The sequence below is a fragment of the Bacteroidota bacterium genome, from assembly GCA_016715425.1.
Taxonomy (GTDB): domain Bacteria; phylum Bacteroidota; class Bacteroidia; order Chitinophagales; family BACL12; genus JADKAC01.
In genome coordinates, this window is sequence record JADKAC010000005.1 from 976,751 (window position 1) to 998,912 (window position 22,162).

At 34.8% G+C, this 22,162-nt stretch carries 22 protein-coding genes; 11 read left to right on the plus strand and 11 right to left on the minus strand.

The window, feature by feature from the left end:
• Positions 1–68: 68 nt before the first annotated feature.
• The 3 genes from IPN31_10030 (at position 69) to IPN31_10040 (ending at position 4,677) form a co-directional block, all read left to right on the plus strand.
• A complete protein-coding gene (locus tag IPN31_10030; GenBank protein MBK8682219.1) occupies positions 69–455 on the plus strand; it encodes a hypothetical protein in 387 nt (128 codons plus the stop codon).
• A 37-nt stretch (positions 456–492) separates the two neighbouring features.
• Complete coding sequence (locus IPN31_10035) at positions 493–2,646, plus strand: gliding motility-associated C-terminal domain-containing protein (GenBank protein ID MBK8682220.1); 2,154 nt, start codon at positions 493–495, stop codon at positions 2,644–2,646.
• A gap of 69 nt (positions 2,647–2,715) precedes the next feature.
• Positions 2,716–4,677 (plus strand): gliding motility-associated C-terminal domain-containing protein, encoded by a 1,962-nt coding sequence (locus tag IPN31_10040; protein ID MBK8682221.1) that lies wholly within the window; start codon positions 2,716–2,718, stop codon positions 4,675–4,677.
• An 82-nt stretch (positions 4,678–4,759) separates the two neighbouring features.
• Here the strand turns inward: IPN31_10040 and IPN31_10045 are convergent, their stop codons facing one another.
• Together IPN31_10045 and mdh are read right to left on the minus strand one after the other, a co-directional pair.
• Positions 4,760–5,182 (minus strand): retropepsin-like domain-containing protein, encoded by a 423-nt coding sequence (locus tag IPN31_10045; protein MBK8682222.1) that lies wholly within the window; start codon positions 5,180–5,182, stop codon positions 4,760–4,762.
• A 51-nt stretch (positions 5,183–5,233) separates the two neighbouring features.
• A complete protein-coding gene (mdh, locus tag IPN31_10050) occupies positions 5,234–6,178 on the minus strand; it encodes a malate dehydrogenase (GenBank protein MBK8682223.1) in 945 nt (314 codons plus the stop codon).
• Between the two features lie 110 nt (positions 6,179–6,288).
• Between mdh and IPN31_10055 the strand changes: the two genes are divergently transcribed.
• Complete coding sequence (locus IPN31_10055) at positions 6,289–7,719, plus strand: T9SS type A sorting domain-containing protein (protein MBK8682224.1); 1,431 nt, start codon at positions 6,289–6,291, stop codon at positions 7,717–7,719.
• Positions 7,720–7,749: 30 nt separating this feature from the next.
• Here the strand turns inward: IPN31_10055 and tilS are convergent, their stop codons facing one another.
• Together tilS and IPN31_10065 are read right to left on the minus strand one after the other, a co-directional pair.
• On the minus strand, positions 7,750–9,105 hold the full coding sequence (gene tilS / locus IPN31_10060) for a tRNA lysidine(34) synthetase TilS (protein MBK8682225.1): 1,356 nt from the start codon (positions 9,103–9,105) through the stop codon (positions 7,750–7,752).
• Entirely contained in the window at positions 9,086–9,430 is a 345-nt protein-coding gene (locus IPN31_10065) for a tetratricopeptide repeat protein (protein MBK8682226.1), read from the minus strand. Before IPN31_10065 ends, tilS begins: the two co-directional genes overlap by 20 nt.
• Positions 9,431–9,495: 65 nt before the next feature.
• Between IPN31_10065 and IPN31_10070 the strand changes: the two genes are divergently transcribed.
• The 6 genes from IPN31_10070 to IPN31_10095 are packed head-to-tail and all read left to right on the plus strand — an operon-like array spanning position 9,496 to position 14,132.
• A complete protein-coding gene (locus IPN31_10070) occupies positions 9,496–10,236 on the plus strand; it encodes an electron transfer flavoprotein subunit beta/FixA family protein (protein MBK8682227.1) in 741 nt (246 codons plus the stop codon).
• A 4-nt stretch (positions 10,237–10,240) separates the two neighbouring features.
• Positions 10,241–11,209 carry an electron transfer flavoprotein subunit alpha/FixB family protein gene (locus IPN31_10075; GenBank protein MBK8682228.1) on the plus strand — a complete coding sequence of 323 codons (969 nt, stop codon included), beginning with the start codon at positions 10,241–10,243 and terminating at the stop codon, positions 11,207–11,209.
• A gap of 45 nt (positions 11,210–11,254) precedes the next feature.
• Positions 11,255–11,869, plus strand: a complete 615-nt coding sequence (locus IPN31_10080; GenBank protein ID MBK8682229.1) for a bifunctional nuclease family protein — start codon at positions 11,255–11,257, stop codon at positions 11,867–11,869.
• Between the two features lie 54 nt (positions 11,870–11,923).
• Positions 11,924–13,240 (plus strand): hypothetical protein, encoded by a 1,317-nt coding sequence (locus tag IPN31_10085; protein MBK8682230.1) that lies wholly within the window; start codon positions 11,924–11,926, stop codon positions 13,238–13,240.
• A 4-nt stretch (positions 13,241–13,244) separates the two neighbouring features.
• The gene (locus IPN31_10090) at positions 13,245–13,490 is read left to right on the plus strand and encodes a hypothetical protein (GenBank protein ID MBK8682231.1); all 246 of its coding nucleotides are present in this window, start codon (positions 13,245–13,247) and stop codon (positions 13,488–13,490) included.
• A gap of 6 nt (positions 13,491–13,496) precedes the next feature.
• On the plus strand, positions 13,497–14,132 hold the full coding sequence (locus IPN31_10095) for a hypothetical protein (protein ID MBK8682232.1): 636 nt from the start codon (positions 13,497–13,499) through the stop codon (positions 14,130–14,132).
• On the opposite strand, the gene IPN31_10100 is transcribed toward IPN31_10095, so the two are convergent.
• From IPN31_10100 to IPN31_10120, 5 genes are read right to left on the minus strand one after another with little or no spacing between them, the layout of a single operon-like run.
• Complete coding sequence (locus IPN31_10100) at positions 14,104–15,069, minus strand: hypothetical protein (protein MBK8682233.1); 966 nt, start codon at positions 15,067–15,069, stop codon at positions 14,104–14,106. The genes IPN31_10095 and IPN31_10100 overlap by 29 nt on opposite strands.
• A 30-nt stretch (positions 15,070–15,099) precedes the next feature.
• Positions 15,100–16,335: an outer membrane beta-barrel protein gene (locus IPN31_10105; GenBank protein ID MBK8682234.1), complete on the minus strand. Its 1,236-nt coding sequence runs from the start codon at positions 16,333–16,335 to the stop codon at positions 15,100–15,102.
• Positions 16,325–16,903 carry an RNA polymerase sigma factor gene (locus tag IPN31_10110; protein MBK8682235.1) on the minus strand — a complete coding sequence of 193 codons (579 nt, stop codon included), beginning with the start codon at positions 16,901–16,903 and terminating at the stop codon, positions 16,325–16,327. Before IPN31_10110 ends, IPN31_10105 begins: the two co-directional genes overlap by 11 nt.
• 10 nt (positions 16,904–16,913) lie before the next feature.
• Positions 16,914–17,540: an RdgB/HAM1 family non-canonical purine NTP pyrophosphatase gene (gene rdgB / locus IPN31_10115; GenBank protein ID MBK8682236.1), complete on the minus strand. Its 627-nt coding sequence runs from the start codon at positions 17,538–17,540 to the stop codon at positions 16,914–16,916.
• Positions 17,537–18,028 (minus strand): hypothetical protein, encoded by a 492-nt coding sequence (locus tag IPN31_10120; GenBank protein ID MBK8682237.1) that lies wholly within the window; start codon positions 18,026–18,028, stop codon positions 17,537–17,539. Before IPN31_10120 ends, rdgB begins: the two co-directional genes overlap by 4 nt.
• A gap of 63 nt (positions 18,029–18,091) precedes the next feature.
• Here IPN31_10120 and IPN31_10125 point away from each other — a divergent pair, with 63 nt between their 5' ends.
• A complete protein-coding gene (locus tag IPN31_10125) occupies positions 18,092–19,168 on the plus strand; it encodes a branched-chain amino acid aminotransferase (GenBank protein ID MBK8682238.1) in 1,077 nt (358 codons plus the stop codon).
• A 196-nt stretch (positions 19,169–19,364) separates the two neighbouring features.
• On the opposite strand, the gene IPN31_10130 is transcribed toward IPN31_10125, so the two are convergent.
• Positions 19,365–19,649, minus strand: a complete 285-nt coding sequence (locus IPN31_10130) for a hypothetical protein (GenBank protein ID MBK8682239.1) — start codon at positions 19,647–19,649, stop codon at positions 19,365–19,367.
• A 471-nt stretch (positions 19,650–20,120) separates the two neighbouring features.
• Positions 20,121–22,148, minus strand: a complete 2,028-nt coding sequence (locus IPN31_10135) for a dihydrofolate reductase (protein MBK8682240.1) — start codon at positions 22,146–22,148, stop codon at positions 20,121–20,123.
• Between the last annotated feature and the right edge of the window lie 14 nt (positions 22,149–22,162).

Here is a 22,162-nt window from a genome sequence, read left to right on the forward strand (position 1 = left end):
AATTTGATATACGTTTAGTTTAATAGTAACTTTAGACAGATTTTTTAAAAGCAACTTAAAAAGTAATTATGAAAAAAATTTACCTCCTTACAGTATTAGTGTCTGGTTTTCTTTTCTTAACGACACAATCAGCAATTGCCCAAACGGAAATTCCTGTGGCATCATTTGATGAGAATATGGTTTTGACTATTCCAACAGATGCAGAATTATCACCTGTTTATACGGTTGATATCTCAAACATGGGCTTCAAAGATGCTGCAGCAGCAGATCGCTTTTTCAGAAGTATGACTGATAATCTTGTAAATGCTAAAGTTGACTATGCAGCACAAACAGCAACAGTACATTTAATGCTGCAGTATGCACCTACACCTGATTGGGGTGTTGCAAAATGGAACACCTATTTTACCAGTGTTTCATCTCGTTACTTAGGCGCCTACAATAAATTTAACGAATAACATGGGAGTTGGAAATATTTATAAAATACCGGCTTTAATGGCGGTATTACTTTTTTGTATATCTGCTAATTACAGCCAAATAATTGGATCTAATTTATTTCTTAAAGGTCAATTTGTTGAAGTTGGAATAAATCAATGCGGAGCATTTGGCTCAGGAAGTTTACCACCTGCTGCTGATGATTTTCATGCGAATCCGGGTTTAACAGGATTAGGTTTCGTAGCCGATTGGGAAAGTGATGGCTGGGATACTGGCACTCCTGATTATTGTGGTGACTATTTTGTGCCAGGCACTCCTGTGGAAGGATGGCAGGTTCAAATTGGTGCAACCACATGGATAAATACAGATCAAAACTGCTTTCCAGATGAAATTCCCGGCGATGTAGCTGAATATTCTTATTCCGGTGGAGTTTATACTGGTACTTGGGAAGGATCTATCGCATCTGCAGATTTAAGTATTACACAGATTACAACTTTGCCAGAAGACAAACTTTATTTTGTAACACGGATTCTATTTTGTAATGATGGCGATGAGCCTTTAGAAGATGTGTATTATATGCGTAATGTGGATCCGGATAATGATCAACCTTGGTCAGGAGATTTTACAACTGATAATGAAATTGTGTATCAGCCTCCCGCAGATGAGCAAGCATTGGTAGCTTCAGAAGGATTAACCTATGGTTGTTTCCTAGGTTTAGGAGCTCGTGATACTTTGGCTCGTGTGAGTTATGGAAATTTTGGTACCGGTGACGGCGATCCTGAAGATGTATGGAACGGTACCGGCGGTTATGAATCCAGTGGATCTGAAGTGGGAGATATAGCAACCTCTATTGCATTTTATATTCCCGTAATAAATCCGGGTGAATGTAAATGTGTTGCATTCGCTTATATATTAAACATTTCAGATTTGGAAGAAGCATTAGAAGCTACTGTTACTTATAACTTAACAGCAAATGATGTATCCGTAGCAAGTGGCGGCAGTTATACTATATGTAATCCGGGCGATCCTGTAACTTTAGAAGTATTAGGTGCTGATGATTATTTATGGACATGGACACCTTCTGAACATTTAAATATTGATACAGGTATATCTGTTATCGCTACAGTAGATGAAACAACTACTTTCACAGCTGTTGGTGTTGGAGGATTTTGTGGAGACGCTACAATTAACGTAACTATTTATGTTGACAATGATGAATTTTCTGATGCAGGTTTAGATGAAGATATTTGTATCGGTTCTTCTACAACTTTAAATGGAAATGGTGGATCGGCAGAAGATATTTATTTATGGTCACCTTCTTTGGGTTTAAGTGATCCCAATATTGCCAATCCAGTTGCTTCTCCTACAACAACTACGGCATATACTTTAACTACTTACGATACATTAGGTTGTCCGGCTTATTCTGCAGTCCTTGTAACGGTTAATCCATTGCCAAATATAAATGCCGGTGCTAATGAAGCAATTTGCGTGGATGGTCAAATTGAATTAGAAGCTACCGGTGGTGTAAGCTATGTTTGGACTCCTGCAATTGGTTTAAGCAATCCAAATATCGCAAATCCCATTTGTACTGTTGATGATGAAACTATTTATACGGTTACAGGAACAGATGTAAATGGATGTGTGAATACTGATGAGATGACAGTAACTGTAAATTATTTACCTGAAGTTACTGCCACTGCGAGTCCTTATACAATTGATGTTTTCCTTGATGAGACAACACAATTGGATGTAACTACCGGGGGCGTAATTTTTTCCTGGTCGCCTGTAGATGGATTAAGTGATCCTAATATTCAAAGCCCAATTGCTCAGCCACAGGATACGCTCATTTATACTGTAACTGTTACAGATGCTCAAGGCTGTGTGAATACAGATACCGTTGTCGTATATGTAATTGGTGAATTGAATGTATTGTTGCCAAATGCTTTCTCACCTAATGGTGATGGAGTTAATGATTATTATTATCCGGCAGTTTCCGGTAGTGGTGATTTAGAGTACTACGCAATTTATAACCGTTGGGGTGAAATTTTATTTGAAAATTCTGCTCCTAATACCGCTGATGGAAGCAATGGTTGGGATGGCACATGGAACGGAAAAGAAGCAGAAGTAGGCTCCTATGTAGTAATTGCAAGAGCAAAAAAGTCGTTTGATGATGCAGTGCAATCTATAAACGGAACATTTGTATTAATTCGGTAAGTCGTATATTTAGAAATTGTAATAACAAATGAATTGACATAATAACTTTAATCAATAAAAAAATAAAAAGTGCATACATTAATTAATAAAAAAGCGCAATTCAGTTTACTAAGTAAGCTGATGCTTTTTGCTATGCTTCTTTCCTCTAGTATAGTAGTAAATGCGCAAATTGTAGGAAGTGAGGCATTTATACAAGGAACCTATGTTGAGGTTGGTTTAAACGATTGCGGAGTGTTTGGTTCGCAAGGCTCTGCACCGGCAGGATATCATCCTAATTCAGGACCTGTATTAGGTTTTGTTGCTGATTCGGATTTAGACGGATGGGGAACAGGTTCTCCGGTTTATTGCGGTGATTATTTTATTCCCGGATCTCCTGAAGAAGGTTTTGCTGTGCAAGTAGGATCTAACGTTTGGGTGAATTCAAGCCAAGGTTGTTGGCCTTCGGAAATTCCCGGAGAAGTTACAGGTTATGATTACACGGCTGGTACCTATTCAATGACTTGGGAAGGTGACATATCTTCAGAAGATTTAAATATTACACAACATACCACATTACCTGAGGATGCAGTTTATTTTCTTACTACGATAACATTATGTAATGAAGGAGCCACTGACCTTACAGATGTTTATTATATGAGAAATGTGGATCCGGATAATGATGTAGTTTATGGGGGAACATTTAATACGATTAATACTATAATTTCAAATCCACCTGAAGGTTGCGATGCAGTTTCTGAAGCAGTGGGTGCAGCTATTGGTTGTTATTTAGCATTTGGGGCTAGAGACCCAAATGCCAGAGCATCTTATGGTTGTTTCAGCACTGGTGATGGGGATCCTTCCGATGCTTATGTGGGCACTGGCGGTGGATTTTGCTTCCCTGGTTATGAAACAGAAGTAGGGTCATCCACAAATTGTGATTGTGCAATTCAAATAGTTTTTTATATCCCAACTATTGCTGCCGGCGAGTGTGAGGAAATTAAATTTGTATATATCCTTGATCTGGCCCACCTAAATGAGGCATTAGATTATGCGGGCAGTTATGGTATTACTGCCGATGGCGTTAATATAACTGCAGATCCTATTGTTGAAACTTGCGCTGGAGCTACTATTGATTTTACTATTGAAGGTGGTGAAGATTATGAATGGATTTGGACCCCACCTACTTTTCTGAATACTACCACTGGCACCAATGTAATTTCAACTCCTTTTAATGATATAGTTTACTACGTTGCTGGTTATGCAGAGTGTGATACAATTTTGGATACTATTTATGTGTATGCAGAACCGGTTACAGGTATTGCAAATGCCGGAAATGATACCATCATTTGTCCTGATGGCGTAATAAACCTACAAGGTAGTGGTGGTGACACTTACTTATGGCAGCCTCCCGTTTATTTAACAGACCCTACTGATCCAAATACTGAAGTAACAGCTCCTGAAACTGATATGTATTATTTTTTGATAGCCTACAATGCATTAGGTTGTGCAGATACTGATGTAGTCTATATAGATTTATTGCCGGTGCCGGATATAGAGGCCGGGCTTGATAAATTGATTATTAAAGGAGGATTTACACAATTAATTGCAAGTGGTGGAGCTACTTATTCCTGGACACCTACAGAAGCATTATCTAATCCTGATATTTATAATCCTATTGCAAATCCGCAGGATACTACTATGTATTTTCTAACTGGATATGATGAGTTTGGCTGTGTGGGATATGATTCTGTTACTGTTAATGTTATTGATCCTGTATATCTGGTCACACCAAATGCATTTTCTCCTAATGGGGACGACCTGAATGATTATTATATTCCTGTTGTGATTGGACCTGGATTATTAGAGGAATATCAGGTTTATAACCGCTGGGGTGAATTGGTATTTGAATGGGATGGTGCCTCACGAGGTTGGGATGGCACTTATCAAGGTCGACCTGCTGAGATTGGTACCTACATAGTTAATATGCGAGCTAAGGATGAATTGCTTGGGAAAGAACTTGCAAAAACATCTACTGTAATTCTTATGCGTTAAAATTTTATTCTCTACTATATTTTTTTAAAATCGGATGTAATTATACTTCCGATTTTTTTTTACTCCTTTTAATAATCAGAAATCATGAGTTATTTAAAGTGAATTCCTTCTTGCTATAATTAATAATGGCCTTATATTTTTTAAGAATATCACCTCCAATAATTGCTTCAATACGAGGCATACCTGCAGATACATAAGCAGCATTTACAATATCTAAATCAATAACTGCAAACTTTTTAGAAGTGATTTTAAATTTTCCAATCTGTAAATTTTTCAAACGAACAAATTCGCTTTTTTCATAAGTAGCTCCTAAGCCGGTTGTTTGATGTTCGGTTTCAGAAATTATATTATCCTGAAAATAAGTTGAAACAAAAGTTTTATCAATTACGGATTGAGATGCTCCCGTATCAATTAGCCACAATACTTTCTTGGAATCAATATTTCCTCTAACAAAAATATGGCTGCCAAGCGGTGGCAGGTTACGAATTATTAATGGTATTTTCATAATAAAAAAAAAGCCGTGAAAATCACGGCTGAATTGTTTTTTAATAATTTATTAAATAGTGGCCGCCATTTTTTTATCAAGCACACTCATCACTTCTTTTACGGCTTTGGCAGAATCATTTAATAATTGTTTTTCAGAATCATTCAATTTCAATTCGATAATTTCTTCAATACCATTCTTGCCCAACTTTACAGGAACTCCAAGAAAAATATCCTTCAATCCATATTCACCATTAAGCCAAACACAACATGGGAAAATTCTATTTTCATCTTTAATAATTGCTTCTACCATTTGAGCAGCAGCAGCACCGGGTGCATACCAAGCACTTGTACCTAGAAGATTTACTATTTCGCCACCACCTTTTTTAGTGCGGTCAACAATTGCATTCAATTTACTTTCATCAATCAAATCTGTAACTGGAATTCCGGCAACAGTTGTATAACGAGGAAGCGGAACCATGGTATCACCATGACCACCTAATAATAAGGCTTGAATATCTTTTGGAGATACATTTAATTCAGTTGCTAGGAAAGCTCTGTATCTCGCTGTATCTAAAATACCTGCCATTCCCATTACTCGGTTGGATGGAATACCGGCAGTTAAATATGCGCAGTAAGACATTACATCCAATGGATTAGAAACAATAATAATAATTGCATTCGGCGAATGTTTAATTACATTCTCAGTAACTGACTTTACTATATCTGCATTGATATTAATTAAATCATCACGACTCATTCCCGGGCTACGGGGGCGACCAGAAGTTATAACAACAACATCACTTCCAGCAGTAGCTTCATAGTTATTGGTTACACCATTTAAATAGGTGCTATAATTATCAATAGAAGCTTGCTGCCAAGTATCTAAACTTTTTCCTTCTGCAACACCTTCTTTAATATCAAGCAGAACTATTTCCTTTAAAAAATCTTTATGTGCCAAAACATTTGCCACTGTTGAGCCTACATTTCCAGCTCCGATAACGCTTACTTTTTTCATCTAAAAATTATTTTTTGCGTCGCAAAGTTACGTCATTTTGACTTTTAATTTTGTAAATCAGTTCAGTTTTTCTGCCTATAGACTTACCTTTGCACCGAATTAAAAACTTTATGAAAAAATATTTAATCCTCGCAGCAATTGTTTTACCGTTATTTGTAAATGCGCAAGAAAATTTTTGTGGTACACAAACAGATGAAGAACAATTAAGCTGGTTAAGAGAATTTCAACAAAATTATATTCCTTCTGAAATGCGAGGTGGAGATGTGCATTATGTTCCTCTTAAAATACATGTAGTGGGAAATGATGAAGGAACTGGTTTTTTAAATGCAAATATTATTATACAAAACATGTGTGATTTAAATGTACAGTTTGAACCTACGGGTTTTGTATTTTATTTAGATGGTGATTTGGATTATATTTCTAATACATCTTACTATTCACATGATTTTTATACAGGATATAATATGATGGCTGCACATAATGTGAGTGGTGCTGCCAACCTATATTATGTAAATGATCCTGCCGGAAATTGCGGTTATTTTTCTTATGCAGGTGATGCAGTTGCAATAGCAAAATCTTGTGGCAATATTGGCAATAGTACTATCGCTCATGAGCTTGGACATTTCTTTAGTTTGCCACATACTTTTTATGGTTGGGAATACGGAACACCTTCAGCTTCCGATCAAGAAAATGTGGATGGATCTAATTGTGAATCGGCAGGTGATGGCTTTTGCAATACTCCACCAGATTATGCCAGCTACAGATGGAATTGTTCTGGTCCGCCAGAGTTTACTGATCCCAATGGCGAAACGTTTACACCCGATGGTACTAATATGATGTCGTATGCGGATGATCCTTGTATGGTTCAATTTAAAGAGGATCAACAAGCAGCTATGCAAGCCAACTTAACCGGACCTAGAAATTATTTATTAAGTGGAGATGATCCTATTTATGTTGATCTTGATTCAGCTACTCTTGTTAGTCCAATTACAGGTACTGAAAATTTATATTCTAATTATACTGAATTGAAATGGAATGCAATTCCAAATGCAAAATTTTATGAATTAAGCATATCCTTGAACACTGGGTTTAATGCATTATCATATAACAGATTGATTTCTGACACATCCATAATTCTTACTACACTTAGTGCTGAAAAAAAATATTACTGGCGTATTCGTCCGGTTGGTGATATAAATTATTGTGAATCCTATTGTGACTACTGGGATTTTTCAACAGGGTATCAGTTAATGGCTGATATAGATGCGAATGAAAATAATTTTACTGCGCTTTCCATTTATCCTAATCCTGCTGAATCAGGAAATATGTTGAACGTAAGTTTTGTTACTGAACAATTTATTGCTGGCAATATTTCTATTATAGATTTTACAGGTAAAACAGTGTATGCACAAGATGTGAATGGTAGCAATGGCATTAATACATTTACAATAGACCTACCTGCATTAGCATCAGGAGTGTTTGTATTAATGTTGAAGGATTCAACAGGATTAATGTCTACTCAAAAATTTATTTTGAATTAATATCCATTTTAAAATTATTTAATGCACTTCTTATACGGAGTGCATTTTTATTTTCAGAATATGCGCACTATTTTCTTTTGATACAGATTTGTAATCTTGTCTTAATCCGGAAACCCAAATCACTTTTTCATCACAGAGAAATATCCAAGTATTTTCTTTTTCCAAAAGGCTGTATTTTGCATCAGTAAACAAATCGCTGATTTTTTTTCTTGCAGGATTTCCATTTGCTTTTTTCATACCAACAGGGTATAAATAATCTCCTCGTTTCCATCTGCGTACGGTGATTGGGTAGGTGATATGCAGCATATCGAAACATGCAATAGAATTTCCTGGTTTGCATGCATTTGGTTTGTTTATTATATAATCAATTTCGAATGATATGTTCCCAACCGAAATTGATTTAGTGGTTTCATTAATAACATATAGCGGACTTTCTTTGGTTGAAATTTCATTAATGATTAAAAATTTTCTATCAATAATTATTCTGTGTGTAGAGCTTAAAAATATCTTACCACTACCAAATAAATTCTCACTAATTGCAATTACTTGTTCCGCAGAAAACTTGTAGGAATTTAATAATTGAAATAATAAAGACCGTTTATATGCAAGTGCATTTAATGCCGCAATGCTGAAGAATATATTTTCTCCCTTAGTAATTTTTAATTTCTTTATTTTTCTTGATAGAAATTCTTTTACGATAAATGCCGCTTCATTAAAATTTTGATTTGTCTGCACAAATGTGGATTCCAATGCGGGATTAATTTCTTTTAAAACTGGTATAACTGTGTTCCGTATTTTATTGCGGGTGTAAATGTTTAATGCATTGGTTGAATCTGTGCAGTGTTTAATATTATTTTTCTCTGCAAAAGTTTGCAATCCTTCACGACTTACTTTTAGCAATGGCCTTATGATGTTTCCATTGCGTTTAGGAATGCCTTGCATACCATGAATGCCGCTGCCTTTAATTAAATGTAATAATGTGGTTTCGAGATTATCATTGGCATGATGTGCTGTTACAATAAAATCATAATGAAATGCTTTGCGAATTTCTTCAAACCATTGATAACGTAAGTTACGGGCAGCTTCTTCAATACTCAATTTATTTTCAAAAGCATATTTTTCTGTTTCAAATATTTTGGAAAAGAAAGCAACATCAAAATTTTCAGCAAGTGATTTTACAAATTCTGAATCAGCATCCGAGTAATTTCCACGCAATTGAAAATTACAATGTATAATTCCAAATTTGAATGCAGCAGTTTTAAAAAGATGTGCCATTACCACAGAATCTAATCCACCACTTACAGCCAACAAAAATGTTTTACCGTTATACGGTTGCAGTTCTTGAATGATATGTTTTTGTAAATCTTCAATCATCAAATTCGACATCGTAGTCATTTAAAATTTCATTCTTTGCTGATAATAATTCGGAATATGCATGATGATCTTCCAATCGTTTTGTTATCAATAAACCACTATCATATATTTTAATTGCATCATCTTTTTTCTGTAGCCTTACATACAATTTTCCGAGATGATAATAAGTGCCTGTATATTCCGGATGATTATCAATTAAATAATTGAAATACTGTAATGCTGCATTAAAATCTTCATTCTTTATATATTCTAACGCAATACAATAATTTAAAAAAGCATCCTCCGGAGATTGCTCCAGAAACTGTAGTAGTTGTTCTAATCTGTTGATATTATTCATTTTTTTTGGCTTATTTGCCTATCTTTGTACCCGATTTAAAGAAGCAATTTTAATCAAATAAATTTATGAAAATTCTGGTTTGTATTAGTAAAGTACCTGATACCACAGCAAAAATCTCATTTAAGGATAATGGAACAAAATTTAATGAAGATAAAGTCCAGTTTATTATTAATCCTTATGATGAATGGTATGCATTGGTAAGGGCAATTGAATTAAAGGAATCAAATGGCGGCACTGTAACAGTGGTAAATGTTGGACCTGTAGAAAATGAACAATATATCCGCAAAGCATTAGCCTTAGGTGCTGATGATGCAGTGCGTATTGATGTGGATCCGCAAGATGCATTTCAAACTGCAGAAAATATTGCAAACTATGCGAAGTCTAATTCCTTTGATCTAATTCTTACCGGAAAAGAAACGATTGATTACAACGGTGGAGTAGTGGGTGGATTTATTGCTGCAATTGCAGATTTACCTTATGTTTCTTTTGCATCTAAATTAGAAATGCAGAATAATACATTGCATATTGAAAGAGAAATTGAAGGTGTTGTAGAAATTGTTGAATTAGAAATGCCATGTGTTATCAGTGCTCAAAAAGGAATGGCTGAAGCACGCATTCCAAACATGCGTGGAATATTAGCATCTAAAACAAAACCACTTCAAGTGATGGCAGCAAATGCTGTATCGCCGGAAGTGCAATCTGTTCATTTTACTTTGCCACCTGCAAAAGAAAGTTGTAAAATGATTTCCGCAGAAAACCCGGAAGAGTTAATTACCTTATTACATAACGAAGCTAAAGTAATCTGATAAAATGTCTGTATTAATATTTGTTGATCATCATAATGGTACGTTTAAGAAAAATGCTTTTGAGGTAATTACTTACGGCCGACAAATTGCTCAAAAAAATGCGCAGGAAATAACTGTTGTTGTTTTGGGAAAATTAGAATCCGGTGAGATTGAAAAATTAGGAAAGTACGGTGCTGGAAAAGTGAAGCATGTTTCCGATGAACGTTTAAATACGATGACTCCAAAATCTTATTCTAAAGCAATTACAACAATTGCTAAATCCTGTGGCGCATCCACTATTATTCTCTCCAACAATTCCATTGGAAAAAGTATCGGGCCGGCAATTGCTGTTGCTATGGATGCTTCATTATTATCCGGAGTTTCTACCACACAAGATGCAGATGCACATTTTACAAAAACAGTATATAGTGGTAAAGCAAGTGTTGCATTAAAACCAATGAAATCAAATTTGGTAATCACACTCAATCCTAATTCAATTATAACAGAAGAGATTGAAAATACTGTTTCTGTAGAGGATGTGAAAGTTGAATTAAGTGCTACTGATTTTGATTATAAAATTGTAGAAATTAAGGCGGAGTCGATGGATCATATTCCACTACCTGATGCAGACCTTGTTGTTTCTGCCGGTCGTGGCCTGAAAGGTCCTGAAAACTGGGGGATAATAGAGGATTTAGCAAATGCAATTGGGGCAACTACTGCATGCTCTCGACCTGTGGCTGATATCGGATGGAGGCCGCATCATGAACATGTGGGTCAAACTGGTTTAACAATAAAGCCTTCTCTGTATATTGCAATTGGAATTTCCGGCGCCATTCAGCATCTTGCTGGTGTTAACCAAAGTAAATGTATTGTGGTAATTAATAAAGATCCCGAAGCTCCTTTCTTTAAAGCGGCTGATTATGGAATAGTGGGCGATGCATTTGAGATTGTGCCTAAACTCACTCAGGCAGTTTTGAAACTTAAAGGAAAATAATAAGATTCAGAAGTTATTTAAATTTATAACTTCGCTAAGCACAATATGCGTAAAATAGAACTTCAGATTGCCGGCCTTACCAATACTTTAACACAATCGCAGAGTTATGCTGTTATGCTAAATGAAGTGAACGGCAGTCGCAATTTACCAATTGTAATTGGAGCATTCGAAGCACAGGCAATTGCAGTTGCTTTAGAAAATGTTACTATCAATCGCCCATTATCCCATGACCTTATAAAAAATATTTTTGGAGTTTTTGAAATTCGCTTAAATGAAATCCTGATAGATAATTTGCAGGATGGGATATTTTTCGCAAAACTTATCTGCGAACATGAAGGAAATATTTTTGAAATTGACTCCCGCACATCCGATGCTATTGCATTAGCTGTGAGATTTAAGTGTCCAATTTTTGTGTATGAATTTATAATTGATACGGCAGGTAATGTTGGTCATGCAGAAGATGAAGCTATTGACGAACCAGACGTTGCCGAAACAGAAGAGTCCATGCCAGAGCAAATCCCAAGCCCACCTATCAGGGATATCACTATTTTACCTTTAAAGGAATTGAAGGAAAAACTTCAAGAAACTTTAGACAAAGAAAATTACGAACTCGCTGCCCGCATTCGTGATGAAATTGAAAAACGCCGGAAGAAAAAATAATTCCACCATCGTTTTCAATAATCTATTAATTCTATATTCGTGGTTTAAATTATTATGGTAGAAAATATATATAGAGGATTAATAGGTATTCTTTTCCTTATTTCTGTTTGCTACTTATTGAGCAATAATCGCAAAGCAATTGATTGGAAACTTGTATTATCAGGAATAGGAATTCAATTGTTATTTGGCTTACTTGTTTTAAAAACCCCCGGAGTTTATCAAGCCTTTTCGTGGGTGAGTGGATTCTTCGTGAAAATTATTGAATTTACAGATGCAGGTGCCACATTTGTTCTGGGTAAATGGCCGGCTATCACGCAAGTAATGGATGGTGAAAATAATAAAATTGTAACCGTAGGATTTGTGTTTGCTTTCAAAGTATTGCCCACCATTTTATTTTTCTCAGCGCTTACTTCTGTATTATATTTTTTGGGAATTCTTCAAAAGATTGTTTGGTTCTTTGCCTGGATTATGAGTAAAACAATGCGCATGTCCGGTGCAGAAAGCTTATCCGCATCTGCTAATATTTTCATTGGACAAACTGAAGCGCCCTTGTTGATTAAACCGTATTTATCCGGAATGACAAAAAGTGAAATGTTATGTGTGATGACTGGCGGCATGGCTACAATTGCAGGTGGAGTAATGGCGGCGTACATTCAATTTTTAGGAGGTGATGATCCGGTACAGCAACAAATATTTGCTACACATTTATTAGCAGCTTCTGTAATGAGTGCACCCGCTGCAGTAGTAGCATCTAAAATGTTGTTTCCACAAACTGAAAACGTGGATAAAACAATAACTGTTGGAAAGGAAAAAATTGGTGTGAATGTTTTAGATGCTCTGAGTAACGGAACTACGGATGGACTAAAATTAGCGGCAAATGTGGGTGCTATGTTAATCACCTTTATAGCTGCTATGGCAATGCTAAATTATTTCTGTCATGATTTAATTGGTGAATGGACTGGTTTAAATAAAATCATTTCTGATAATTCGGATTATGATGGTTTAACACTGCAATATTTGTTCGGGCAATTATTTGCACCTGTAGCATGGTTAATCGGAACACCTTCAGTAGATATTTTTTATATCGGACAATTATTGGGAGAAAAAACTATCATCAACGAATTTGTTGCTTATGGTTCTTTAGGAAATTTAAAAGAAAGTGGTTTGATTGAAAACGAAAAGAGTATTATAATAGCGACCTATGCACTCTGTGGATTTAGTAATTTTTCATCCATCGGAATTCAGATTGGAGGTATAGGAGCACTTGCTCCGAACCAAAGAGCAAATCTTGCAAGTCTTGGAATAAAAGCGTTAATAGGAGGAACAGTTGCATGTTTTTTAACAGCATCTATTGCGGGTATGTTATCTTAGCGCAATGTATCAATTTATAACAAGTATTACTTTCGAAATTGTACTGATAATAGTTTTTGGAGCTGGTTTTTTTGTAATGCGTGGTAATTTAAAAATTGGTGAACCCACTGCAGATTTTGAGGATTGGAGATTGAAGAATGGAAGATTAATCCGTTCAATTTGTATTATGACTATAATTGTATTAGCGGCATCTATTATTTCTAAATATATGCAATTTACTTATGTACCCCCCACACAGTTGCAACGATAATATTTTATGCAAAAGAGATTCATCATATTCATTTTAATTATTTCAATTCCCCAGTTTCTATTGGCCGGCAACAATGAAAATATTTTTTATTTATTGACGGATAATGCTGCCGAATCATTCATGGGTGATACATCAAAATTTCAATTTGATACTGCCTCATATTCTAATAATGAGAAGCTTGCCAATTATGTGGGTAATGATGGCTTATCAATGCGCTATCCTACTAATTGGGAAAGAGATTATCGCAGCACGGATGATATTATGCTTTACCTGCGCCCATACGACAAGAGTGCACCGTATGTTTTTAGAGAACAAATTTCTATAACCAGTGAAGGCTTACTGAATGAAAACCAAAATATTGAAGATTATGCCGAGATGATATTGAATATAACGGTAGATACCTGGAGTAAATACAGCGTAGAAGTTTTAAAGGAAGCAAATGAAAAATTTGAACTGAATGGTATGTCTGCCTTTCGAGTAATTACAGTTTTACCTCGCTTATCGCAGAAGCATTTAATGGTTTTTTTTAAATACAATGCAAAAGCATACACTGTTGAGTTTATAGCAACAGATGCCACCTTTGATGATACCGTTGAAATGGCTTGGAAATTTATTAATTCGCTTGGCTTTGTGGAGAAGTAAAAAATTGTTTTGTATAAGGATGATTACTGAAAAAATTGTAAAGTCTTATTGCTTCTTTTGATCTGCCTTTAGCCGTTGGGTGAATTCCTCCTTTGGCCGCATCATCACAATCCCATTTGTAATTATAACTATCACCTGTTTCACCATTTGTCCATAGCATTGGTCCCCAATCTATAAATGGTATGTCTGAATATGTATAATCGGTTAAGCTTTGCAATTGTCGTTCAATTAAAAATTTTACAGCCCAGCTTGTATAATAAGCCGTGGGTTCTGCTAATAATTGCGGCCCATTGTTATCAATATATCCGGCAAAAGTTCTGTCAGAGAGAAATACAATTTTAATGTTGGGATATTTTTGTTTAATCATTAATAACAGCGTGTGATATTTATCTGCTAATGCAATGCTTTGTTTAGGAAATTCTAACGAAGCTGATTGCATATCGCCCGTGCTAATCCATATTAATTGAATTTGGGCATTTGATAAACCTACATTGCTTAAATCAAGAATTGCCTTTCTCCAATATCCGGAACCTTCATCCAGCATTGCGTTAATATCCATTCCTCCTTGCGCTCCAATCCCGATAGTTAAATGGGGGTCTAAATCTTTCATTGTACAAATCAATTTAAACACATTACCAGTCATTGCAGCGGTGCTGAATCCCAATATCATAAAACCAATTTTGCCATTTATTGAATCAATGTGTCCATTAATATCAATTGGGAAAATAGCATTAAATAATTGTATTCCTTTTTTATAATGAGCAAGGGGAATTGCATTTTGCCCATTGGGGTATTTCCCTCCGTTATAATTATTAAATGTATCATTTTTTAAATCCGCCAGCGGAATAAAAGAAGTGGAAACACCCTTACAATTCTGAATAGAATCAGATAGATTGCAACTCATTAAAACCAAAAGAATAATACTCAGATATTTCATCCGCTTAAAAATTATTCTAAAAGTTACTATTTATTTATGGGTATTAAATTGGTAGATAATACCAACTCTGGCACCAACAGAAAAACTATGTGATTGATTATCAGAAATAGGGTAACTGCTACTTGCAATATTAGAACTTATTAATCCACGAGCTCCCAGTGATAGATATAATGAAGGCAAAACATTGATATCGTAATTAAATCCTGCTACAAAAGATATTGTATTTTTATTGAGTGGGTCTTCCACCTTATCATAGCGTTGCTCTTGGGGTAAGTGATATTCCTTTAATCTATTATACTGGATACCTGTATACAAATTAAGAATCTTAAGTCGGTGATTCAAATAATTCATTTGAGGAATTCGGAATTTAAAAGTAAGTGGGATTTGATCATAAATTAATTGTAATGATTTCCTATTGTTGCTATTGGGCTCTATTGAATAGTTGGTTCCTTCGATACTGTTGTAATTGTAATCCAGTTGAATTCCGAAAGTTTGATTGAAATTATAGCCAACAGAAATCCCCTTGCTCGGTCCAAATTTTCCTGTGGAAACAATTGGCGTATTATCATAACCAACGGGATTGCTTTCAACTATAGTAGTATAATTGTAACCTCCATTCACCCCTACATAAATTCCGGTTAAGGCATTATCAAACGTATTGAAAACTGTTTCAATCCTTTGCAATTCCGGAATGAAAGTATTTCTTTCTTCAATTGTTAATTGATCATTCTGTTGAGAAGATTCATTTACAGTTAAATCAGAATTTTGAAATTCACTATTCTCAATATTATTTCTTGCAATAAAATTAGTAGGATTGCGAGTTGAAGCTAATAGCAAATTATTCTGTCGAAGTGATATATTTGATTTGGGTATGAGTGTTAGAAGTGAATTTGAAATTGACTGACTTATAGAACTAGTGTTAGATTCGATATTTGCTTTTTTCGACAACGGTTCTTGTGATTTAATAGGTTCTTGAGCATTGGTTGGTTTATTAATTTGGTAAGATTTTTCCAAAACAGAAATCTGATTGTAAATTTTGGCAATTGGTTCTTGCTGTAAGAAAATCAATGCAATAAGAGTTAATGCTATTGCTGCGGATAAAGAATAAATCCAATATTTTCTCTTATAAGCTTTAGAAGCGGTATGAGCAGAGGTGTCAATTCCTGCAGCCATTATATTTTCCCATACCCTTGATGATGGCACTTGGGAATATTTTTCCAATTGCTGTCGGATCAGATTATCTATATTTTTATTTTTATTGTCCAATTGCTCTGCGTTGTACGCCAGTGAGCTCCTCTACTTTTTTCATAAGTATATAACGAGCCCTAGCTAATTGACTCTTAGACGTGCCTTCACTTATATTTAGTTGCTCGGCTATTTCTTTATGTGAATAACCTTCCACCGCATACAAATTAAAAACTGTGCGATAGCCTGGGGATAAATTCATTACCATATGCATAATATCCTCAGCAGCTAAATCTGAAAGCACATTATCATAGGTTACTCTTTCGGTTTGTGTTTCAATTTCAAGTACAGGATAGAGATGATTTTTTTTCCTATAGATTTCAATAGCAGTATTCACCATAATACGGCGAAGCCATCCCTCAAAAGATCCTTCGTTACGAAATTTACTCAAATTCTTAAAGGCTTTAATGAAACCTTCCTGAAGAATATCTTCAGCCGCCGGTTGGTCCACCGCATAACGCATGCAGACACCCATCAGGCGGCTTGAATATTTATCGAAAATGGCTTTTTGAGCTGATCTGTCTCCGTTGATACTGTACTGTATCAGTATCTCATCAGAAGAGTTTTTTGTAATAGTTAATTTAGACATTTGTTGAGGGTTATTTTTTTTGACAGGAGTAAAATAAAAACATAATGTTCAAAGTATAAACTTTTTTTTTTAAATACTCTTTCAACAAATTAAAAGCTTTTGTTCTGTGACTTATAACTATTTTTTCTAAAGGTTGCATCTCCGCAAACGTTGTTAAATAGCCTGTGGGTACGAAGATGGGATCATAGCCAAAACCTGATGAGCCTCTGGGAGTTAGGGTGATGTCACCTGTCACAATACCTGAAAATTGTCGGGTCTCATAGGCATTCTTAAAAGTAAAAACTGTTTTGAATCGTGCTTTTCTGTTTTCGGTGGTACCTAACTCATTTAAAACTAAAGCAATATTATTACTTGGATTGCGGCTACCACTATAATATGCTGAATCTACACCGGGTGCTCCATTTAAAACTTCTACTTCTAAACCGGAGTCTTCAGCAAAACAATCTACATGATATTTGTGATATACATATTCCGCTTTTTCCAGAGAGTTTGCTTCAATTGTATCATGAGTTTCAGGTAATTCTTCATAACAATGAATTTCCTCTAAACCAATTACATCAATTGTGTCAGGCAACAATTTTTGGATTTCAAGTATCTTATTTTTATTCCGGGTAGCAAATACAACCTTCTTTTTCATGGTATATTAAATTCTTGTTTTAATAATGACCAAAGGAGTCCTCGGTTTTTCTTATTTGAAAGTAAAAATTCTAATCCATCGCAATAAAATATTTTGGATTCTGCCCAATTCCCAATTTCATATTTTTTAATTTGAATATGAAGATGTAATTCATTTGGTTTAATATCAAAGAAAAAAATACGTTTAGCAGAATTTGATAAATTCATATTTAATGAATAATCGGTTTCATGTTTCAGTTCAAATATTTGGGTTTTAGCTTTATCAATTATGCAAGCACCTACAAGTTTATCCAACATTTCCATAATTAGAATTCTTGATTCCGAATTTTTTATCTCCCTACATAAAAACAACATTTCAAGAGGTTGTGAAATGGAAATGAAATTTTTGTAGTTGAGTTTACCCAAGGCATTTCGTAAATTTGCACCATTATCAGCAATAAACAGCTGTGATTCTATAAGAGCTTTACCAAAATGTATATTTGATTCCATATATTTAGCTAACTGCGAATTTAGAGACTATTCTTTTGTTAATTTTTTAAACTACCCACATTTATGCAAGCAATAATTCAGGAAAATAATATTCAAATTAAGAAAGTTTCAAAGTCCAGATTAAGTGAAGTTGATTTAGATAATGTGCAATTTGGAAGAACATTTACTGATCATATGTTTTCGGCAGATTATAGTGATGGAGTTTGGGGGAATTTAAAAATAGAACCGTTTGCTCCATTAGCGATGAATCCTGCAACTGCAATCTTACATTATGGTCAAGGCATCTTTGAAGGAATGAAAGCTTTTCGAGATGCTTCTGGCAAGGTGCAATTATTCAGACCTGATATGAATTGGAAGCGTTTGAATTATTCTGCCCAACGGATGGCGATTCCTGAAATACCTGAATCTTTATTTATGGACGCATTATTTCAATGGTTGAAATTGGATGCCGATTGGGTACCTCATGGTGAAGACGGTTCCTTATATATTAGGCCATTTGTGTTTTCTACTGAAGAATTTGTGGGGATTAAGCCTGGCCAACATTTTAAATTCATGATCATAGGAAGCCCTGTTGGGAAATATTATTCAAATCCAGTTAGGGTTTATATTACCGATAAATATGTCCGTGCTTTTAAAGGAGGAACAGGGCATATAAAGGCTATAGGCAACTATGCTGTAACCATGAAACCTTTACAAGAAGTTCAGGAATTAGGATATGATCAAATACTTTGGGTAGATGGTGTGCACTTTAATATGATTCAAGAGATAGGAACTATGAATGTGTTTTTTGTAATTGATGATGTTGTAATTACACCTCCAACTGATGAACTTACTATTCTCCCCGGAATAACAAGAGATAGCTGCATTACTTTATTAAAAGATAACGGATATAAAGTGGAGGAGCGCAACATTACTGTAGAAGAAGTAATGGAAGCATTTAAGAATGATACTATTCAGGATGCATTTGGAACTGGAACAGCAGCCACTATTGCAACAATTGGAGAAATAGGATATAAGGATTCAAATTATAAATTACCAGATGCTGCAAATCGTAAGGTATCTAACTGGTTAGCAGATACTATGAGAGGTATCAGAAAAGGTGAGATTTCTGATAAATATAGTTGGATGCAAGAAATTTAATTGCTTTAAAAAATTAATGCAAAACCTACTGCGGCAATTGCAAAGCCAATTAAAATTATTCCTGCTATTAGCATTCCATCCATAAATACCTCTTGGTTCATTCTTTTTTGTATATTGTTTTTCATCTTTATTTTTTAAAAAGTCGCCCAATTAAGGGCGACTTGTGCTTAACCAATTGGAACAACTTACCGCAAGACTAATCTTGCATCAACTGCTCCATCAACAAAAATTCGTGCAATCGCATCAGTGATGTTCTAGAGGGTATTTCCCAAATTCCGGATGCAGTAGCAAGCAAACTCCTGTTTGTTGAATTCAAAACCTCCTCACCAGAAATTTTCCTGGCAATATCTGTTGTGCCGGAAGCATTATCTGTACTTGAATTATTTGAATACAAAAAAGTATTGTCTTCTGAATTAATTACCATAAGATTGCCATTTATTTGTGTGTGATTGTTTTCTTTTAATTCCAATACGTTAGGCATTGAATTAATAAGTTTAATGGGATTATCAGAAGGATTGAAAGAAACCTTTATTAGCCCGTCGTTAGTTGCATGACCAAATACCGACAAGCTAATTAAAGATAGTATGCACAAATGTGATACGTGATTGTGTTTCATAGATTAGGTTCTTTCACTGGCAAATATAGAAGCGTAATTAACTGTGCTGCAACTATTTTTTTTGATTTAGAAAGAGTTCAATCCATATTTTGGTTATATGTTTTTTTAAGTTTTACTCCGAATCAAAATGAAGGATGCTGATTCATGTAAATCAATTTTCTAATATGTGACTTGTTGGTTTTAATTTGAAGGTAGTTGGTTGCATTTTTACTGACAAAGATTCCAATTTTGTAACATGAAAGATTTTTAATAATAGCAAGAAAACATTTCGTAATTGCAAATAAAAAAGGGAAGCCATTGCAGCTTCCCTATAAAACATTTATTATTATTGCCTTCTCAGTAAGGAAGATATGAGTATTTTGTTGTGTACTCTAACATTTGTTTTGAGAAATCTTGCGGATACTGAACATCTATTTCTGTTATAACTCCTGCTTTATCATATACGGGAATCAATACCGGGTTTATAAATCCACTATAAGCAGCCGAATTTAATTTTGCCGCTCGTTCTAAAACTTCTTTATGTAGTGAAGGATTAACTTTTACTCCATATGTTTCTACTAATGCTTTACCTGCATTGTAATCACCTTCACTTTTTATGCGCTGAATCTCTCTGAGTAATTCGCCAAAAAGGACTTGAAGTTTATTGTAATCATTTACTACTACATAAGTTTTCCCATCCACCACTTTAAATTCTACCACATTATCTTTCTTTCCTTTTTCATATGCCCACTGAGCAATCATTTGCCTGTTGCGCATGTGAGATTCTTCAATGTCAGCTCCTGGTTCTATACGACGAAGTTGTGTCATTAATCCATTACGCATATACGAATCATATTCTGCCTTACCTACTTCAATTGTAGGGATTACACCAAATTCCACAAGCTTAGGATCCATGATAAAATATAGGGCAACTAAATCTGCTCTTCCTTCTTCCAATGTGTTTGCATAATTGATAAGTGTTTCTTTAGGTGTACCCACTCCGTCGTTTATTACACCACTTGCATGACCTATTACTTCATGAAGAGCTGTATGCATCTTACTTGCCATGGAACCATATTTTTCTGCTCTTTCTATTTCTTCTTTTGAGTATGCAAATTCATCTAAAAATCCTTTTCCACCGGCCATGTCGTATGCTTGAGTGATATTGCCCAGACTCACAGATTTAGAACCATATGCAGCTCTTATCCAATTCGCATTTGGCAGATTTACGCCAATGGGTGTACTTGGTGAAGCATCACCGGATTCGCTAACCACATTCACAACATTATAGGTGATACCCACTACTTTTTTCTTTTTATTCTTGTCCATTATCGGACTATTATCTTCAAACCATTGTGCATTATCTGCTAACACTTTCATTTTCGAACTTGCATCAAAATCCTTAATCTGTACTATTGATTCAAAAGAACCTTTATAACCTAGCGGATCATTATACACTTCTATAAATGAATTGATATAATCAATATCTCCTTCAGTGGCTTCTACCCAAGCTATGTTATATGCATCCCATGTTTTAAGATCTCCGGTTTGATAATATTCGATTAATAGTTTTAATGCATTAGCCTGGTCTTCATTCTCTGCAAATTTTACAGCCATTTTTAAATTATCTATTATATGTGTAATTGCTTCGCCATATAAGCCATTTACTTTATAAACTTCTTCTTTAATTCCGGTTGAAGTTCTCACGAGTTTTGAATTCAATCCATAAGAAATGGCAGTGGAATCTTTTTTATCAATAATACTCCTGTAATAATCTTCAGCCATTTGCTGAGTGATGTCTGGAGAATAAAAATTGGATGCAGAATTTAATACCATGTCTTGTGTAGCATCTAGATTTACTTTTTTATTATCTATTGCCGGATCAAATATTGCGTTTATAACCTCCTGACTTAATGGTGTTTTTGTTAATGCCATTAATTGTTCAAAATATTCTTGAGAGAAGCCAGGTACATGTTTAGAGTTGGAATAATGATGATGAATACCATTTGAAAACCAAACTCTTTTTATATATACTTCAAATGCTTTCCAATTATCTGAATTTTTATCGCCGTTGAAATTTGTATAAATGTGCTCCAATGCATGACGAATAGCAAGATTATATCTATAGTTCTGATCCCAGATAATATCACGTCCACTCATTCCTGCTTCTGACAAATAATACACTAAAGTCTTTTGATTTAGATTTAACTTATCCCACCCATCAATTTTATAACGTAGAATAGCAACATCTGCAAATTGTTCTGTTTTCCATTTCCAGTCATCTTCTTTTGCCGAAGTAGGAGTTCCATTTATATCCGATTCCTGTGCTTTTAAAACAGGTAGTGTTATGGTTAATAACATTATAATGGCAATTACACTTTTCATATTTATATTTTATT

What these genes read in the sequence shown, in the direction of transcription:
- IPN31_10075 (MBK8682228.1), top strand. Translation starts at nt 10,241, where the DNA reads ATGTCTGTATTAATATTTGTTGATCATCATAATGGTACGTTTAAGAAA.
- IPN31_10100 (MBK8682233.1), bottom strand. Translation starts at nt 15,069, where the DNA reads ATGAAATATCTGAGTATTATTCTTTTGGTTTTAATGAGTTGCAATCTA.
- IPN31_10130 (MBK8682239.1), bottom strand. Translation starts at nt 19,649, where the DNA reads ATGCCTAACGTATTGGAATTAAAAGAAAACAATCACACACAAATAAAT.
- IPN31_10120 (MBK8682237.1), bottom strand. Translation starts at nt 18,028, where the DNA reads ATGGAATCAAATATACATTTTGGTAAAGCTCTTATAGAATCACAGCTG.
- IPN31_10035 (MBK8682220.1), top strand. Translation starts at nt 493, where the DNA reads ATGGCGGTATTACTTTTTTGTATATCTGCTAATTACAGCCAAATAATT.
- IPN31_10110 (MBK8682235.1), bottom strand. Translation starts at nt 16,903, where the DNA reads ATGTCTAAATTAACTATTACAAAAAACTCTTCTGATGAGATACTGATA.
- IPN31_10135 (MBK8682240.1), bottom strand. Translation starts at nt 22,148, where the DNA reads ATGAAAAGTGTAATTGCCATTATAATGTTATTAACCATAACACTACCT.
- IPN31_10125 (MBK8682238.1), top strand. Translation starts at nt 18,092, where the DNA reads ATGCAAGCAATAATTCAGGAAAATAATATTCAAATTAAGAAAGTTTCA.
- IPN31_10070 (MBK8682227.1), top strand. Translation starts at nt 9,496, where the DNA reads ATGAAAATTCTGGTTTGTATTAGTAAAGTACCTGATACCACAGCAAAA.
- IPN31_10085 (MBK8682230.1), top strand. Translation starts at nt 11,924, where the DNA reads ATGGTAGAAAATATATATAGAGGATTAATAGGTATTCTTTTCCTTATT.
- IPN31_10090 (MBK8682231.1), top strand. Translation starts at nt 13,245, where the DNA reads ATGTATCAATTTATAACAAGTATTACTTTCGAAATTGTACTGATAATA.
- IPN31_10080 (MBK8682229.1), top strand. Translation starts at nt 11,255, where the DNA reads ATGCGTAAAATAGAACTTCAGATTGCCGGCCTTACCAATACTTTAACA.
- rdgB (MBK8682236.1), bottom strand. Translation starts at nt 17,540, where the DNA reads ATGAAAAAGAAGGTTGTATTTGCTACCCGGAATAAAAATAAGATACTT.
- IPN31_10030 (MBK8682219.1), top strand. Translation starts at nt 69, where the DNA reads ATGAAAAAAATTTACCTCCTTACAGTATTAGTGTCTGGTTTTCTTTTC.
- IPN31_10055 (MBK8682224.1), top strand. Translation starts at nt 6,289, where the DNA reads ATGAAAAAATATTTAATCCTCGCAGCAATTGTTTTACCGTTATTTGTA.
- IPN31_10095 (MBK8682232.1), top strand. Translation starts at nt 13,497, where the DNA reads ATGCAAAAGAGATTCATCATATTCATTTTAATTATTTCAATTCCCCAG.
- IPN31_10065 (MBK8682226.1), bottom strand. Translation starts at nt 9,430, where the DNA reads ATGAATAATATCAACAGATTAGAACAACTACTACAGTTTCTGGAGCAA.
- tilS (MBK8682225.1), bottom strand. Translation starts at nt 9,105, where the DNA reads ATGTCGAATTTGATGATTGAAGATTTACAAAAACATATCATTCAAGAA.
- mdh (MBK8682223.1), bottom strand. Translation starts at nt 6,178, where the DNA reads ATGAAAAAAGTAAGCGTTATCGGAGCTGGAAATGTAGGCTCAACAGTG.
- IPN31_10045 (MBK8682222.1), bottom strand. Translation starts at nt 5,182, where the DNA reads ATGAAAATACCATTAATAATTCGTAACCTGCCACCGCTTGGCAGCCAT.